Here is a 14,957-nt window from a genome sequence, read left to right as displayed (position 1 = left end):
CAGTGCTCAAACCCGGCAAGGGATACCTAACTGGCGAACTGTTTGTCCCGACCATGGGGCAGATCAAGATCAAGAATTGGTCCCTTGGGCACGATACCCGTCGGGTTGATCATCAGGTGGCTTTCGTAATAGTGCCCCTTGATGTGATCAAAGAATACCGTCTGTCTGATCCCGGGGACATGATAAAGTTCGCGCGTATAGGCCCAAAGATTCGGGTAATCCTTCAGCATTTTCAGATTGCATTTGAAATGCCCGTGATAAACCGGGTCAAAACGGATGAGGGTGGTGAATAGTCGCCAGTCAGCCTCTGTCAGGCGATCACCCGCCAGATAGCGATGGGTCGATAGACGGTCTTCCAGCCAATCCAGCGTGCCAAAAAGCGTCGTTACCGCATCTTCATAAGCATCCTGTGCCGTAGCAAAGCCAGATTTGTAAACACCGTTATTCACATCGTTATAGACGCGCTCATTGATCGCATCGATTTCGGTGCGCAAATCTTCGGGATAGTAATCGCCCGGTTTGGCACCGAGATCATCAAAGGCGGTGTTGAGCATCCGAATGATGTCAGCAGATTCGTTGCTGACAATCCGGTTGGTTTTCTTGTCCCATAGTACCGGCACTGTGACTCGCCCGGTGTAATCGGGTTTTGCTACAGTATAAATCTGATGCATGAAAAGGTGATTGCCAAGATGGTCTGGCAGCCCGACATCTGGGGCAAATTCCCAGCCATTCTCAAGCATGCGCCAATGTACAACCGAGACCGAAATCAGTTTTTCCAGCCGCTTGAGGGCGCGGAAGATCAGCGTACGGTGCGCCCACGGGCAGGCATAGGAAACATACAGGTGATACCGGCCTTCTTTGGCGGGAAATTCTGCGTTCTTATCTTTCGACAGCCAGTTTCGAAAAGCAGAATCCTGACGTTTGAACTTACCGCCGGTCGATTTCGTGTCGTACCATTGATCTTTCCATTCTCCATCGACCAAAAGGCCCATAATCGTATCCTCCGGTTTTTTGTTTGTCCCGTGATATGCCGATTACGTGCGGCCGGGGTGGTTGTTCCCATCATCGTCATTTCCCCGTTGAACGCAATCAGGGGATATGACATTAATTTGTTTCCAAATCGGCAACAATTATTCGGTGATCGTACGGGGGCAAAGCAATGCTGATCGGTAATCTGGATGGAATGACGGTTTTTGCCCGTGTTGTGGAGGAGCAAAGCTTTTCCGGTGCCGCGCGCAAGCTTGCCATGTCCAAATCCGCAGTCAGCAAGCATGTCACCAAACTTGAAGACAGTCTTGGCATTCGATTGCTTAATCGCACGACACGCCGCTTGAGCCTGACCGATGCGGGGGCAACCTTCTATCAGCACTGCGCGCGTGTAGTTGAGGAAATCGAAACAGCCGAGCATGCCCTGACCGATTTGCGCGGTACGCCGCGTGGTACACTTCGGATTTCGGCCCCCCTGACATTCGGGCAGCGTTACATGCCCGATCTGGTGTCTGAATTTATGGGGCTGCATCCGGGATTGCATGTCGACATTCATCTGGCCGATCACATGGTTGATCTGGTTGCTGAAGGGTTCGATATGGCAATCCGCATCACGCGGTTAAAAGATTCCAGCCTGATTGCACGCAAGCTTGCCGATTTTAACGGTTACGTTGTGGCATCGCCGGGCTATATCGCTGAACATGGGGAACCAAGACACCCGACCGAACTGGCGAATCACAGGACGCTTGCCTATACCAACCTGGCGAACCCGAATGTGTGGGAGTTTGAAGGTCCGGAGGGACAGATCAATGTTCGCGTCAATCCGATCATGTCGTGCAACAATGGCGATTTTACCTCGTTCGCGGCCATCCGGGGGCTTGGTGTTGCGCGTGAACCGGAATTTATTGTTGCCGAGGCACTTCAAAAAGGATCTCTGGTCTCGATCCTGAATGAATATAACTCGTTGGCCAGCGGCGGGATTTACGCAGTGTATCCGGAACGGCGTCATCTGCCGACCAAGGTACGTATCTTTATCGATTTTCTGGTGGAAAAGTTTCGCGGCGGATTGTGCAATTTCCACAAAACGATGTTTCCGTCCGATTAGGACTACTTGCTTTCGATCCGCCAGCCAATCAGGCACATAAGCCCCAGCAACACGGCAACGACCGGTAGCGGCAAAAGATTGGTAATCCCGCCGATCACCGTGCGATAGCTGTCCGTTTCCATCAGACCGGCCCAGTTGGTGCCGTTCCAGACACGGTCATCCTCTACCCGGCGGAAATCGGGAAGTCCTTTTTCGATGCGGTCGATATATCCGCCATTGGCTAGAACCAAATCCCGTAAAAGATCGGGAGTGGAATTGGTGTTGCGGCGTTCACTGGTCAAAACATCCCGGTCAACATGCAGGGCCGATTGGGTGCTGCCGTCACGATCAAGTGCCTGAACGCCGATCAGGCCCCGTTCTGCAATCGGTAAAGTTGCCTGCCAGGTCTGGTCGGATTGCTGTTCAAAAGTGGTGCGGACAATCTCGCCGGTTTCCGGATTGGCACCGGTTGCGGTTGTCGGTTCCGCTCCGATCTTTCGCCAGGTCAGGGTCAGGCTTTTGCCATCGGCACTGCGTTCCGTGGTGACGGTGTTTTCATCAAGGGCCGGTTCCTTCATCAGCCAATGCGACAGTCGGCGCAGCAGTTCGGCAATCGGCCCACCACCATCATGGCCGCGCTGCCACAGCCACATCTGATCCGAACTTAGCATTGCTGCCCGGCCTTCCTCGACACGGCGTAAAGACAGCAAAGGCAATTGATCCGAGCCGGTCAGAAGCGTCATGACATCATTATCGGCTTCGCGTGTTTCGATCTGACGATACCAGCGCCCCCATTTGGGTGAGGTGTTGATTGATCCTGCAATCGGGGCGGTAACCGGGTGAATGCGCCCGGCGGTGTTTACCTGCGGTACAAAGGGTTGTTCAATGACGCGGCCAGTGGCCCGAACCGGCATCAAGTCCCCCAGGACAGTGTTCGAAAGTCCGTCAGGACCCAGATATTCCGGCCCGGCGACGACAAGTGCTGCACCGCCCCATTTTACATAATCCACTACTTTTTCAAGATAATGCGGCGGCAAAACGCCCCTCATCTGATAGCGATCAAAAATGATCAGGTCGAACTGGCGCAGACGAACCTCAAATAGATCCCGGATGGGAAACGGAATCAGGGCCAATTCGTTGATCGGGGTATCGTCACCTTTTTCCGGTGGGCGCAGAATGGTGAAATGCACCAGATCAACGCCTGGATCAGCACGCAGAAGGTTACGCCAGGCCCGTTCACCGGGGTGCGGTTCCCCCGAAAGCAGCAAAACGCGCAGCCGGTCGCGAACACCGGTCGTTTCAAGGATCAGCCGGTTGTTTGTCTGATCGGTTTCGTTCAGGCTTTCTTCCATCCGCAATTCGGCGATGACGGGCCCGGCATGCGGAACGGGAATGGTTACGCGATGCGGTTCATTTGCGGGTAGCGTGAGATTGCGTTCGCTGCCGTCTTCATGCAGCATTCGAACCGATACGGGGCTTCCGGCGGCAAGGCTGTGATCAATGGCCTCGACCATGAAATCCGCATTCTTGCCAACGATGCCGTAATCGGCTGTTTGGCGGATTTGCAAACGCCGGTCGCGTTCGTCTTCTTGCCCGGTGATGAGCGCATGAAGCGGTGCGCCTAAATCGAGATTCGCCGGAATGTCGTGAATCTGGCCATCGGTAACCATCACGACACCACCCAGTCTTTCACGCGGAATGCCGCCAAGAAGCCGGTCAAGGGCGGAAAACATACGGGTGTCCGTTTCACCCGGAACGTCTTCGATACGCAGCTCGATACTGGGATCGTCAGCAAAACGGTTACGTATCTGCGAAATAGCGGCGTCAGTCTGCTCGATGCGGCTGCCGATATTCTGGCTGCTGGAACGATCAACCAGCACAAGGACGATGTCGCTCAGTTTTTCGCGGTTCTGGTCGGTAAATTGCGGGGCAATCAGGGCAAGCAACATGATCGCCATTATGATCGCCCGCCAGATCGTGCCACGCAGGCGAAACACCGCAAAAAGCAGGATTGCGGCGAGACAGATTACAGCAAGGATCTGAAGCAGTCCGATATCAAGTAGCGGTGCGATCTGAAAGTCCTGCCAGTTTTGGTTCATCGACCAAGCCTTTCAAGGATCGCAGGCAAATGAACCTGATCCCCCTTGTAGCTGCCGGTCAGGGCGTACATCACCAGATTGACACCGAACCGCCATGCCATTTCGCGCTGACGCGGGGAAATATCATCCGTGCGATTTTCAGGTGTGTGGCCTTCTTCCAGCATCCAGGCCGATGCCCAGTCATTGCCGCCAAACAAAACAGATGCAACACCATCCAGCCGCTGATCGGGACGGGCATCAAGCCAAAGCGGTGCCGCAAAACGACCATAGGCGTGATCAAGCAGATAGAAGCTGCGAAAAAGGATGTGATCGCCAGGCGCCTTGTCCAGTATCGGAATTTCAAGCCCGGCAAGCAGTCGGCGCAGTCGAGCGGGCTCAACTTCCTGATCGCGACTGTCGATCAGTATCATTCCCCCGCTGTCGAGGTACCGATTGATACGTGTCTGGGCAAATTCCGAAAAAGGTTGTTGTCCATCAACCAACGGCCAGTAAATCAGCGGATAAAAACTAAGATCATCTGCTTCGGGATCAATCGCATCTGCGGGTGCCAGATCGGCGGCACTACGTCGGCGCAGAATTTCGGTCAGGCCCGCAAGTCCCGATTGGCTTAGGCGGTCGATCGGGGCAACGTCGGTCTTGAGATAGGCCAGACGCGGCTGCAATGCAGCGGCCTGCGTTTCGACAGCTTGGGCGCTATCACTGGTACCAACGGTCATTGCCGTTGCCGCAGTGCCGATAAAGGCAATCATAAGTACAGATGTAAGAGCATCACTGCGCCGGGAACGTCTTAAACTGACATGGTGGACCAGTATCAATGCAACCCCGTCAAAGATCAGAAGCAGCATCGCTGCCATCAGGCACATTGCAGCGAGATCAATCTGGTCCTGATTGGTGATCTGCCTCGTCGTTACGTCAGAGGGCCAGCGAATCTGATGATCCAGATTTTCAAGGAATGAGCCAAGGTTAAAGGCAATAGCCTGGCCGTTTTCACCATATATGCCCGGTGGGTGCCGTGGGCCGGGAACCGGCAGGGGCATCCGCAATGGAAGGATCGTCGCATCGGGCTGATGGGCACGACCGAAGCCGTCAAGGACTGCCTGGGGGGGCAGGCTTGTTTGCAGTTCCGCGTCCGAACGATCACTTGGACTGGCAAGAGGCAAAAGGCGCTGCCAGATTTCGACGAACAGGCCTGACATCGGCAGGTTGGACCAATCCGCCCACGGGGTTACATGGAACAGAATAATTCGTCCGGCATTGCGCGGTGCGCTGGTCACAAGCGGAGTACCATCTGTCAGGCGCGCCCACGTTTTGGCAACAATATCCGGATCAGGTTCGGCAAGAAGTTGCCGGTTTACGGTAATTTCCTCGGGAATGGTGATTCCGGAAAACGGGCTGGTTTCAGGAAATGCCAGAAGACGTTTCGGTTTTTCCCATGACATTGATCCACCGAAATCACGATTACCCAGGCGAAGGGTTACGGGCAGGAACTCTGGTTCGACTTCGGTTGTACTGTCACCTGCAAACCGCACCAACATGCCGCCATCCCTGAGCCAGCGTTCAAGGGCGTTATACTGGCTTCCGAGACCTGAGATCGGACCGGCCGCAACCAGAATATCCATTCCGCTTTCAAGCAGTTTTCCAAGCGGTGCATAGGTCACATCCGCATAGGGTGAAATCGCGCGATCAAGGAAGAAATAGCGATCAGACAGGAGGACCGGGCTGTCGCCGGAACTTACAATCACACCAACCTTGCGCTGCTGCCAGCGGGCACCGGTCTGAAAAACGGTGGCCGCAGATTCAATGCCTTCAATACCGATCGATTGGATCGAATTGGTGATATCACTGGGCAGGGGGATTTCGGCTGCGGTCCGGTTTGCGGTCGGGACAATTTTTACCTTATGTCGCAATAGAACCTGGCCACGTTCATTTCGGGCCAGAAGAACAATTTCGCGCGGAGCATCAATATTTTGATGGGTCAGCGTGATGCCAAGTCCGGTCCGGTTACGGATCAGAGATTGCACAGCAATCCGGTTATCCCGATTAGTTCCAAGTACGGTAATTGGGGCGATTGTTGCCAGATCATTGGCAAGATCGGCTTTGCCGGATTGTTCCATATTGTCGGTTAGCCACAAAATGCTGCCGATGGAATTGGCCATATATTGATGATCGGCAATCTGATTGGACAAAGCCGCATAATCCGGAGCCCAGGGCCGAGGATGCAGACGATCAATAAAGCGTTCAGCCTCATGCGGGGATACCGGGCCGATGATGTCGGGGAGACGTGTTGTGGTTGCTCCCGAAGCTTCCGGCGCGGTTTGCGCGATATAGATGCTGCGCAGATCAAGTCGCGCCTGATTTATAATCTGACGCAGACCCGTCCGATATTCCGTCCAGTTTGCTGCGGATGACCAGCTATTGTCGGCAATGACAAGAAGGGCACCTTCGTTTTGCGAAAATTCGGATCGGTTCAGAACCGGTCGGGAGGCAGCCAAAATCAGCATGGTGAGGATAAGGCAACGTAAGATCGTCTGCCAGATGGGAGCGCGTTGCATGTCGCGCCGGTTGGCACGCAGCCCCCGCAATAGCCGGGCCGCCGGAAACACGATTTGTTTCGGGGCCCTTGGTGCTGAGCGGATAATCAACCAGACAATCGGCAAAACCAGCAAACCGGCAAGCATCGCAGGATATAAAAACGTTATGGCCGCAAGGTTCATCGCGGCCTCGTCGTGCTATTACGGTTCATAGCTGGACGTCCGCGCCCGTTCGATCCGCTTTGGCTCTGGCGTTCGCTCAGATGCTGATAAAGTGCAAGCAGGGTAGGGCTTGCACTTTCCGATGTCACATGCCGATCGCAAAGCCAGTCGTTTTCACGCGCGGCGTCGCGGATGTCGGCACGCCAGGTTTTGGCCCGCTGCAGGAAACCTTCCCGAAGGTCTTCAAACCGTTCGCTGCGGTAAATCATCTGATCGTCGGTATCCATGAAATTGACCCGTCCGGTAAAGGGGGGCTCGATTTCAGCGGGATCAAGAACATGCACCAGTGCACCGTCATTCTGATACTGGCCAAGGGTTTTGATCGCGCGGACCGGCGACTGCTTGCTGTCCACGAACTCCAGAAAATCACCGAGTACCAGAACCGAATGTTTGCGACCGGCATGCATGGCACCGGCATGGTCGGTAATGTTACCCGGACTTGCCAGCATGGCATGGGCCAGTTTTTCAAGGTGTTCGGCGGATGTGATGCGGGTCCGTTCGGCATCGAACGTTCCGACCGTTTCCCCGTTGCGCAGCAGTAGATCGGCAAGGGCGATAGAAATAATTAGGGTACGTTCGGCCTTGAACGGGATGTCACGTGCCGAAGACCAGTACATGGACGGGGATAGAATCGGCCAGATCCAGTAATTGTGGCTGGCCTGCCATTCCGTTTGGCGGATGAATGTATGATCGCTGCGGGCGGAACGGCGCCAGTCGATCTGGTTGGTTGGGTCACCCGTGATATAAGGGCGGAATTGCCAGAAATCGCTGCCGGGGCCGACTTTGCGGTTGCCGTGAAGGCCACTTCTCAGGCTGATTGCCATGCGACGGCTTTCATCGATTAGCTGTGGCAATCGGGCCGCCAGTGCCCGTGCGGCTGCAACATGATCGTGAACCGCGGCCAATGCCAATTCCTATTTCTCCTGCAGGTAGTCCAGTGCGCTGGTAATCAGACCCCGTGCGGTAAAGCCCTCGGCCCGGGCCCCGTAAGTCAAACCGAAGCGATGGCGCAGAACCGGAACGGCAAGGGCTTCTATATCCTCGATTGAGGGAGCGAAACGCCCAAACAGCATGGCTCGCGCACGACAGGCAAGTGACAGCGCCTGTGCCGCGCGTGTGCCGGGACCCCAGGCAACATTATCGCGTATATCGGCCATATGCGTGCTTTCTGGGCGACATTCGCGGCAAAGGGCGATGATGGTATCAAGCACGCGGTCAGGCATCGGCAGACGACGGACAAAATCTTGCGCCTCGGCCAGATCGTCCGCCTGAAGAACTTGCCTTGGGCGCACCGGATAACGTCCGGTGGTTTCGGTCACGATGCGGCGTTCTTCATCCTGATCGGGATAGCCCAACCGGACTTCCAGAAGGAAACGGTCAAGCTGTGCTTCGGGCAGTGGATAGGTGCCTTCCTGTTCCAGCGGGTTCTGGGTCGCCAGGACATGGAAAGGTTCGGGAAGCTTGTGGCTGTAACCGGCCACCGAAACTTCGCGTTCCTGCATGGCCTGCAACAGGGCGGACTGGGTACGCGGACTGGCGCGGTTGATTTCGTCAGCCAGGAGTAACTGGCAGAATACCGGCCCCTTGATGAACCGGAATGCGCGTTTGCCATCCGCGCCTTCTTCGAGAACTTCGGAGCCGAGGATATCGGCGGGCATTAGGTCTGGGGTGAACTGAACGCGTTTGTCGAGAAGGCCAAGGACCTTGCCCAATGTGTGTGCAAGTAATGACTTCCCAAGGCCGGGCGCACCGACCATCAGGACATGACCACCAGATAAAATGCCGATAAGTGTTTGCTCTACGGCCTCATTCTGCCCAAATATAACAGATGAAACCATCTTGCGGGCTTCGTCCAAACGGCCAACACAGGCGTCAAGTCGCGCTGCGTCGCGTTCAAGGCTGCTGTCTTGTGAGAGTCCCATTTCTTCGGGAAAACGTGGCGCGTTTGTCATGACAGGAAACTTTGCTTCCTCTGTTGTGCCGGTAATGGATGCCGGTTCCCCAAGAAGGATGGTATCAGCGTAAAACAGGTGCGCAATCTTTTGGTTCCGGACTCAAGTGTATAGCATGAGCAAAAACGAAAAAACCGTCGATCTTGCCGAGAAGCTCTGGACTCGCCTTCGCGCCGGAAAACCGGCAGGCGGACGCCATCCGCAGATCTGTGGTGACATTCCTATGTCTATAGGTCGGGATGGAACCTGGTTCTATCAAGGTGGGCCGATTGGCCGTATCGAACTTGTCAAACTCTTCGCATCTGTGTTGCAGCGAGACGAAGAGGGAGGCCACTGGCTGGTGACACCGGCCGAGATGGCCCGCATCGAGGTCGAAGACGTTGCTTTTATTGCAGTCGAGCTGGAAAAAACCGGCGAGGGGGAAGCATCGGTCATTCGGCTCAGAACCAATATCGATCAGTGGGTTGAGCTTGATGAAAGCCACGGTTTGCGGGTGGAACACGACTCCGAAACAGGTGAGCCATCGCCTTATGTGAAGCTCGATCGCGGGCTTGAAGCGCGGTTGAACCGGGCGGTATTCTACCAGCTGGTCGATATGGCCGACGAGATTATGGAACCGGAGACCGGCAAAGTGCGTATCGGTGTTTACAGTCACAACAAGTTCTTCGAGATCGGGACCTTGGAGGCTGACCAATGACACCGGCCCAGATCATTGCAGCACTGAACGCACCGCGCGGAGATATCCTGCAGCGGCGCGGAGATCATGCGGTCGATTATCCCGGTTCGAAATCACGGGCGCGTGCCTTTGCCGAAGGAGAACTGATCGCCCGTCCGGCTGCGGTTCTGGTGCCACTGGTGCAGCGCGATGAAGGTTTGCATGTTATTCTGACACGCCGTACCGACCATCTTAGTGATCATGCCGGGCAGATCAGTTTTCCTGGTGGCCGCCAGGAGGACAATGACAATACGCTGGAAGAAACCGCACTGCGCGAGACCGAGGAAGAAATAGGACTGGCGCGTGTGCATATCGATCTGGTCGGCCGTCTGGATGATTACTATACCGTAACCGGATATCAGGTAACGCCGGTTGTCGGATTGATCACGCCGCCTTTCGACCTTGCGCCAGATGCGCATGAAGTGGCAGAAGTATTTGAAGTACCGCTGGAATTCATCCTTGAACCTCGAAACCAGAAACTGCAAACCGTGACCTTTGAAGGGGCGAAGCGGCGCTATTTCGCCATTCCGTACCGGGAGTATTACATTTGGGGGGCAACGGCGGGTATGCTGGTGAATTTCAGCGAAGTCCTGAAGGCCAGCGCAGAGCGATAATGAATGGAGACCATTGGTAATGTTGCGACAGATTATCCAGATCGTCCTGCCCGTTATCCTGCCGTTTCTGGTTTATGGTCTGTGGCTTAAATGGGCACGGGCAAAGGCCATTCGCGAAGGCCATGATGTGATCCCGCCTTGGGACAAAGGGCCATGGCTTTTGCTGCTTGGTATCGGTGTGGCATTGGCGGCGGCAATCCTGATTGCGACGGCACTTGGGACTGGCGCATCGCCTGATTCCATCTATCATGCGCCGACATTGAAGGATGGCGTCGTTCAGCCGGGATATTTCGAACCCAAGGAATAATCCGGAACAAGCCATCTGCTTGCAAGGTTTCCGGCCAGCAAAGATTTACCGATGACCGCACTGACAGCAACAGGCCATTTGCAGCCCTACGGGATCATGACCCATCCTGATACGGTACGCGTTTTTGACGCAATTGCTGCACACGGCGGCAAGGCACGTTTTGTTGGTGGCCTTGTGCGGGATGCACTTTTGAAGCGCGATTTGGTCGATGTGGATATTGCCTGCGATCTGAAACCGGAAGAAACGGTTATCGCCCTTGAAAAGGCAGGACTGAAAGTTGTCCCAACCGGGCTTAAACATGGCACGGTGACAGCGGTCACCGATGCGGCTACCTATGAAATCACGACGCTGCGCATTGATGTGACAACCGATGGCCGCCATGCCGAGGTTGCCTTCACCGATAGCTGGCTTGGCGATGCCAAACGTCGCGATTTTACCTTCAATGCAATTTATTGCGATCAGGACGGGACGATCTACGACCCGTTTGATGGTGAAACCGATTTGCGCGAAGGGCGGGTGCGCTTCATTGGCATTGCCGAGGATCGCATCGCAGAGGATTACCTGCGTATTATGCGGTTCTTCCGTTTTCATGCGTGGTTCGGGCGACCGCCGCTTGATCCGATTGGTGCCGAAGCATGTCGAAAGGGGGCCCATGGGCTTCGTAATATTTCCCCGGAACGTCTTCGTGATGAAACGCTGAAACTGCTACGTTCCCGCAGTCCCGCCGCCACGATCAAGGATATGATCGGCTTTAAAGTCTTACCCGTTATATTGCCGGATCTGGCAGATACGTCGCGGCTTCGTATGATGGAATGGCTTGACAGTAACGCCCTTGCAGATCCGGCGATCAGGCCCGATCCATTGCGTCGCCTGGCAGCCCTTTATCGTGCGCCGGAAAATACCGATGATGATTTTCTGGCTGCAACCGATTTTGGTAAGGGACTACGATTATCAAACGATGAAACCGAACGGTTCGCTGCGATGATTTCCGATGCCAGCCTGATCAGCGCAGATATGTCCGAGGACACAACCCGCCGTGATCTTTATCGTTTGGGGGTCGACGCATTTCGTGATGCGGTTCTGATCGCCTGGGCCGCCCGGGCTTCGGTCCCACCCCGCCCGGGGAGTGTTGAAAACAAACAATGGCAGGGTTTGCTGCAGGCGGCAAACGACTGGGTTCCCGTGAAGTTGCCGATACAGGGACGTGACATTTTGGTGGCCGGTCTTGCTCCTGCCGGGCCGCAAATGGGGCGGTTGTTAAAGCTTGCCGAGGAATATTGGCTTGCCAATGCCTTTGTACCGGGGCCCGACGAACTGATGGCCTATCTGGCGGCGCAAAGTGCCGCAAAGTTGCAGGAGTAATTATGGCCGAAGGTGTTACAGGTCATCGCATTTGCTGTTTTGGTGACAGTCTGGTCAATGGTGTACGCGACAGCGAAAAGGGGGGCTGGCCAATGCGGTTGGGTCGCCGTTTGCTGGACGAGGCGAAGCGCGAAACGACGATCTACAATCTTGGTATTCGTGCTGAAACCAGTGAGGGGCTTAAAACCCGCTGGAAGTTCGAGGCAGAGCTTCGTATGGTGGCGGAATTCCCCACGATCCTGATGTTCAGCTTTGGCGTGAATGACGCCAATCATGCCGAAGATCGCGGTGAAGAAACCACGATGCGGGTTTCCCCTGCCAAATCGGCAGCCAATGCCGTCGATATCATTGGCGAGGCATCAAAGCTGGCACCGACATTGTGGATAGGACCACAGGCGGTGATTGATGGCAGCAAGTCCAGCAGGGAAATCAACGAACGCCTTGAAGGACTTAACCAGATATATGCCGAAACGGCACGTGGGTTTGATGTACCATATCTTGATTTGCATGCCACAACCCTTGCCGATCAGGATTGGCAGCGTGCGCTTCGTCGCGGGGATGGATACCACCCGGACCGCGCCGGTTATGATCGGGTTGCAGAACTGATCTGGAACTGGGATGGTTGGAAACGCGCAATCGGGCTTTAAGGCCGCGATATTGCCGTTCTGCTAGACATGTAAATCAACTAGACTGCCACGGCTGTTGGGTGCGTTGACGAAATTACCGTTAGACTGCCCCTTGGCGCCATAACCATTCGCGGCATCTTCGGCCTGATTGTTTTCCAACGTTAAGGCATTCTGCCCGTCCTGAAACCGGCGTTCATTGCGTGCTGTTTCCGCCGCACGCTGAACACGTTCGATTTCGTGTTCCGAAAGCTGGATCGAATTTGCGACCTGCTCGACGGATTGTTTCTGCTGATCCTGTTGGGTCTGTGATGCACGCGGAGAAACCGGACTCGCAGGGCGAACCGGGATCGGCGGCAGAATTTCAGACGTGCTGGTAACGCTGACCATAATGTCGGGATAGCTCGATACATTTGTTGCTAAGGGCAGCACAACGGGCATGCTGCTAGTCCCGGATTTTAGCGTCGGCGATTTTAAAGAAAAGCGTTATTTGCAACGATAAGGCGAACCACGCAGGTTTACCGGACTTCTGGTGGCGTCATCGACGTGACAGCATCCGTGGCATCATAATGACCGCTGGCAAATCGGGTCGGGCTATTTTTAGCTGTTGCCTTTAGCTTGGCTGCTTCGATCGATATGTGATCAAGGGTGATATCCGTGCGCTCCGGCGGGATACGAACCAATGCAGCACTTACGGTCATAAGTGGAAATTCGCTTGTTTCACCGTTACGTCCCTTGCCGATCAGATAACCCTGATCGCGGGTTTTGGCATCATAGAAGCTTTTGATCTGTTCATCGAACATGTATTGGGCACGTTGCACCGCGCTGACTGCATCCTCGAAATCAATCGACTGAACATAGGCAAAGAAATCATCGCCACCGATATGGCCAACAAACCAGTCATTCTGGCTAAGTGCTTTGCCAAGTATGTCCTTGAAAAGCAGTATGGCCCGATCACCCTGCCGGAATCCATATAGATCGTTGAAGGGTTTGAAATTGTCGAAATCAAAATAGACAGCAAATCGACGGCGACGCGGTTTGGCGAGTGCATTTGCGGCATATCGATAAATGGCACTGTTCCCCGGGAGGCGCGTCAGCGGATTTTCATCGCGGGCATTAAGCGTGTTGCGTTCATTGACAGCGCGTAACAGTGCACTTTGATCCAGAACCCCAAGATAAAGTCCGTTCTCGGTCAGGATCACACCGTCAAGCGAGTCTGCTGCCACAAAAGTTTCAAGCAGTTCTGAGAGACTGGTATTGATGTCTGCAATGGGACAACGGCGTAAAAACCGGCTGATATTGGTTCGGTTCGCCGGATTTTGCAAAAGCTCGCGCCCGAACGGGGTATAGATGAATGCCTTGAAATCAGAGTCCCGGATAACCCCAAGCGGTTCGCCTTGCCGGTTGATAACCGGTGCGATGGCAATGTCTGTATTTTTCTGGAAATAGGATAGAATCTCGACCGGGTTGATATTGTTTTCGATTGGTGGTGTTTCAAGAAGGTATGACCGCAGCACATCACCATCACGTTCAACACCGCGCCGGTTTTCCAGTGAAACACCGGAAATGGCAGGCACAATATCGGTACGTTCTGGTAAATCGACAGATGGCCGCGCGATGAAAAAACCCTGAACCAGATCGCACCCGATCCGGCGACAGCACAGAAATTCCTCTCGGGTTTCAACGCCTTCGGCGACAACCTGTGCGGCAATCATATGCGCGAAAGCGGTGATCTGCGATACAAACAGTTCCTTGCGCCGGTCGCGATCAATGCCGTCGATGAAAAACCTGTCAATCTTGATAATGTCGGGTTCGCATTCATACAGGGCGCGCAACTGGGCAAAGCCACTGCCGTAATCATCAATTGCGACCTTGAAACCCTGACTGCGATATCGCAGCAGGATATCCTGAAGGTACTGAGCGTTGCTGATGTCGTGCCGTTCGGAAATTTCAAGAAAGATGGTGTCGCGTTCAAGTCCGGCATTGCGCAGGAGTTCCGCGGTGCGACCGGGCTGATAATCCCGGGTGCGGACAACGCGACTGTCAAAATTATAGAAAAGTTTTAAACGGCGGGCTTCGGGCAGACGCGCGAATTTTGCAATCGCCTTCTCGCGCAGCATCATATCCACACCGTGCAGGTTCCCGGTTTCCCAGGCGGTATCGAAAAGAGACTGGATCGAGCTAAAGCCGCTGTCTTCCCAGCGACGCAGCAAGGCTTCATATCCGAAAACATGACCGGTATGCGGATTGACGATGGGCTGAAAGGCAAAGTCGACTTTCTCGACGATTTGCTTCCAGTTTCGAAGGCGGATAGCTGGCCCCTCCGATCTGTCAGCTGTCAGTTCGTCCTCCGCATCAAATGCCAAGGCTGTTCCCCGATCTTGAAAAATTTTACCGATCCTTTGGTTAGCAAAGCATCATGAATGATGTACCGCTCCTATCGCAGGATCGGCAACAACCT

Annotated in this window: 13 protein-coding genes; 6 read left to right on the top strand and 7 right to left on the bottom strand. The window is 54.5% G+C overall.

Annotated features, from left to right (window positions below):
* Nucleotides 1–26: 26 nt before the first annotated feature.
* A complete protein-coding gene (locus tag TH5_RS12085; protein ID WP_114122087.1) occupies nt 27–992 on the bottom strand; it encodes a glutathione S-transferase family protein in 966 nt (321 codons plus the stop codon).
* A 167-nt stretch (nt 993–1,159) separates the two neighbouring features.
* Here TH5_RS12085 and TH5_RS12080 point away from each other — a divergent pair, with 167 nt between their 5' ends.
* On the top strand, nt 1,160–2,092 hold the full coding sequence (locus tag TH5_RS12080) for a LysR family transcriptional regulator (protein ID WP_114122086.1): 933 nt from the start codon (nt 1,160–1,162) through the stop codon (nt 2,090–2,092).
* A gap of 2 nt (nt 2,093–2,094) precedes the next feature.
* Here TH5_RS12080 and TH5_RS12075 read toward each other — a convergent pair whose 3' ends face one another.
* The 4 genes from TH5_RS12075 to TH5_RS12060 are packed head-to-tail and all read right to left on the bottom strand — an operon-like array spanning nt 2,095 to nt 8,875.
* Entirely contained in the window at nt 2,095–4,170 is a 2,076-nt protein-coding gene (locus TH5_RS12075) for a hypothetical protein (RefSeq protein WP_114122085.1), read from the bottom strand.
* Complete coding sequence (locus tag TH5_RS12070) at nt 4,167–6,884, bottom strand: DUF4159 domain-containing protein (RefSeq protein ID WP_114122084.1); 2,718 nt, start codon at nt 6,882–6,884, stop codon at nt 4,167–4,169. The genes TH5_RS12075 and TH5_RS12070 overlap by 4 nt, the downstream gene beginning before the upstream one ends.
* Nucleotides 6,881–7,834 carry a DUF58 domain-containing protein gene (locus tag TH5_RS12065; RefSeq protein ID WP_114122083.1) on the bottom strand — a complete coding sequence of 318 codons (954 nt, stop codon included), beginning with the start codon at nt 7,832–7,834 and terminating at the stop codon, nt 6,881–6,883. Before TH5_RS12065 ends, TH5_RS12070 begins: the two co-directional genes overlap by 4 nt.
* Before the next feature lie 3 nt (nt 7,835–7,837).
* Nucleotides 7,838–8,875: an AAA family ATPase gene (locus tag TH5_RS12060; protein WP_114122082.1), complete on the bottom strand. Its 1,038-nt coding sequence runs from the start codon at nt 8,873–8,875 to the stop codon at nt 7,838–7,840.
* A 115-nt stretch (nt 8,876–8,990) separates the two neighbouring features.
* Between TH5_RS12060 and TH5_RS12055 the strand changes: the two genes are divergently transcribed.
* The 5 genes from TH5_RS12055 to TH5_RS12035 are packed head-to-tail and all read left to right on the top strand — an operon-like array spanning nt 8,991 to nt 12,520.
* Nucleotides 8,991–9,572: a DUF1285 domain-containing protein gene (locus TH5_RS12055; protein ID WP_114122081.1), complete on the top strand. Its 582-nt coding sequence runs from the start codon at nt 8,991–8,993 to the stop codon at nt 9,570–9,572.
* Complete coding sequence (locus tag TH5_RS12050) at nt 9,569–10,204, top strand: CoA pyrophosphatase (protein ID WP_114122080.1); 636 nt, start codon at nt 9,569–9,571, stop codon at nt 10,202–10,204. The genes TH5_RS12055 and TH5_RS12050 overlap by 4 nt, the downstream gene beginning before the upstream one ends.
* Before the next feature lie 19 nt (nt 10,205–10,223).
* Nucleotides 10,224–10,511 (top strand): hypothetical protein, encoded by a 288-nt coding sequence (locus tag TH5_RS12045; protein WP_114122079.1) that lies wholly within the window; start codon nt 10,224–10,226, stop codon nt 10,509–10,511.
* Nucleotides 10,512–10,562: 51 nt separating this feature from the next.
* Nucleotides 10,563–11,873: a CCA tRNA nucleotidyltransferase gene (locus TH5_RS12040; protein ID WP_114122078.1), complete on the top strand. Its 1,311-nt coding sequence runs from the start codon at nt 10,563–10,565 to the stop codon at nt 11,871–11,873.
* Nucleotides 11,874–11,875: 2 nt separating this feature from the next.
* A complete protein-coding gene (locus TH5_RS12035; protein WP_114122077.1) occupies nt 11,876–12,520 on the top strand; it encodes a DUF459 domain-containing protein in 645 nt (214 codons plus the stop codon).
* Between the two features lie 21 nt (nt 12,521–12,541).
* On the opposite strand, the gene TH5_RS12030 is transcribed toward TH5_RS12035, so the two are convergent.
* Nucleotides 12,542–12,937 (bottom strand): hypothetical protein, encoded by a 396-nt coding sequence (locus TH5_RS12030; RefSeq protein ID WP_147250096.1) that lies wholly within the window; start codon nt 12,935–12,937, stop codon nt 12,542–12,544.
* Nucleotides 12,938–13,014: 77 nt separating this feature from the next.
* Nucleotides 13,015–14,862 (bottom strand): GGDEF domain-containing protein, encoded by a 1,848-nt coding sequence (locus tag TH5_RS12025; protein ID WP_114122075.1) that lies wholly within the window; start codon nt 14,860–14,862, stop codon nt 13,015–13,017.
* Between the last annotated feature and the right edge of the window lie 95 nt (nt 14,863–14,957).

The organism is Thalassospira xianhensis MCCC 1A02616, from assembly GCF_003326475.1.
Classification (GTDB): Bacteria; Pseudomonadota; Alphaproteobacteria; order Rhodospirillales; family Thalassospiraceae; genus Thalassospira; species Thalassospira xianhensis.
Note: the sequence above shows the minus strand (reverse complement) of the source record. Positions and strands in the feature narration are given on the sequence as shown.

Bases quoted from the DNA above. Each gene is read 5' to 3' on its own strand.
- TH5_RS12085 (WP_114122087.1), bottom strand. From the start codon at position 992: ATGGGCCTTTTGGTCGATGGAGAATGGAAAGATCAATGGTACGACACG.
- TH5_RS12080 (WP_114122086.1), top strand. From the start codon at position 1,160: ATGCTGATCGGTAATCTGGATGGAATGACGGTTTTTGCCCGTGTTGTG.
- TH5_RS12075 (WP_114122085.1), bottom strand. From the start codon at position 4,170: ATGAACCAAAACTGGCAGGACTTTCAGATCGCACCGCTACTTGATATC.
- TH5_RS12070 (WP_114122084.1), bottom strand. From the start codon at position 6,884: ATGAACCTTGCGGCCATAACGTTTTTATATCCTGCGATGCTTGCCGGT.
- TH5_RS12060 (WP_114122082.1), bottom strand. From the start codon at position 8,875: ATGACAAACGCGCCACGTTTTCCCGAAGAAATGGGACTCTCACAAGAC.
- TH5_RS12055 (WP_114122081.1), top strand. From the start codon at position 8,991: ATGAGCAAAAACGAAAAAACCGTCGATCTTGCCGAGAAGCTCTGGACT.
- TH5_RS12050 (WP_114122080.1), top strand. From the start codon at position 9,569: ATGACACCGGCCCAGATCATTGCAGCACTGAACGCACCGCGCGGAGAT.
- TH5_RS12045 (WP_114122079.1), top strand. From the start codon at position 10,224: ATGTTGCGACAGATTATCCAGATCGTCCTGCCCGTTATCCTGCCGTTT.
- TH5_RS12040 (WP_114122078.1), top strand. From the start codon at position 10,563: ATGACCGCACTGACAGCAACAGGCCATTTGCAGCCCTACGGGATCATG.
- TH5_RS12035 (WP_114122077.1), top strand. From the start codon at position 11,876: ATGGCCGAAGGTGTTACAGGTCATCGCATTTGCTGTTTTGGTGACAGT.
- TH5_RS12030 (WP_147250096.1), bottom strand. From the start codon at position 12,937: ATGCCCGTTGTGCTGCCCTTAGCAACAAATGTATCGAGCTATCCCGAC.